Annotated in this window: 1 protein-coding gene; it reads right to left on the bottom strand. The window is 29.2% G+C overall.

Translation table 11 applies throughout. The features are described from left to right. Positions 1-582, bottom strand: a 582-nt coding sequence (locus tag KI356_RS27630) for a hypothetical protein (protein ID WP_212937055.1), incomplete at its 3' end; no start/stop codon positions are given. Positions 583-623: the final 41 nt, after the last annotated feature.

Genomic DNA, 623 nt, shown 5'->3' with positions numbered 1-623 from the left:
TATATTTTGGTTAAAGTCTAAATCGAGTGCATTAAAGTATCTAGTAGCAAATTGTAGTGATATGGGCAAACAAAAATTATAAAGACTTAAGTTTTTTTTCTTTAAAGCAGTACAAATGTTTGAAGGGAGTGTTACCATATTGGTCTTTCCACTAAATGGAGGTTGAAAAATGTTTATTGCCTCATAATCATATAGTAGTAGTTTGGAAAGCGGAAGAGTGTCTGTAATTTTTTTTAGCTGCTCAAATTTAATTGCATCAAATGTATCGGCTCTATCATACCTTTTCTTCGCTTCTAAACTAGATACTCCAATAAGATTATTACTATTTTCTTCATCCTGATATCGTACAATAACTAAAATATCTCCTAATTTGGTTTCTAAATTCCCTGTAGCTTTATAAGTTTCCCATTCTATTTTTAAGATGTTCCCACCTTCTTTTAGTTCAAACGAATAGAATCTCTTTTCGAGTTCTTTAAGAAGACTGTCTGTAATAGAATCTTCTCTCCAATATCTTGGAAAGGCTTCTTGAATTACTTTATAAATTATTTTTTCAAATTCATAGACGAAATTAGAATAATACAATATAAATCACAACCTTCATAGGTAGTTAAGTTATTAACATT

The organism is Bacillus hominis, assembly GCF_018332515.1.
In the GTDB taxonomy this organism is placed as follows: domain Bacteria; phylum Bacillota; class Bacilli; order Bacillales; family Bacillaceae_G; genus Bacillus_A; species Bacillus_A hominis.
The sequence above is the reverse complement of the archived record's forward strand: the minus strand, read 5'-3'. Positions and strand labels throughout refer to the sequence as shown.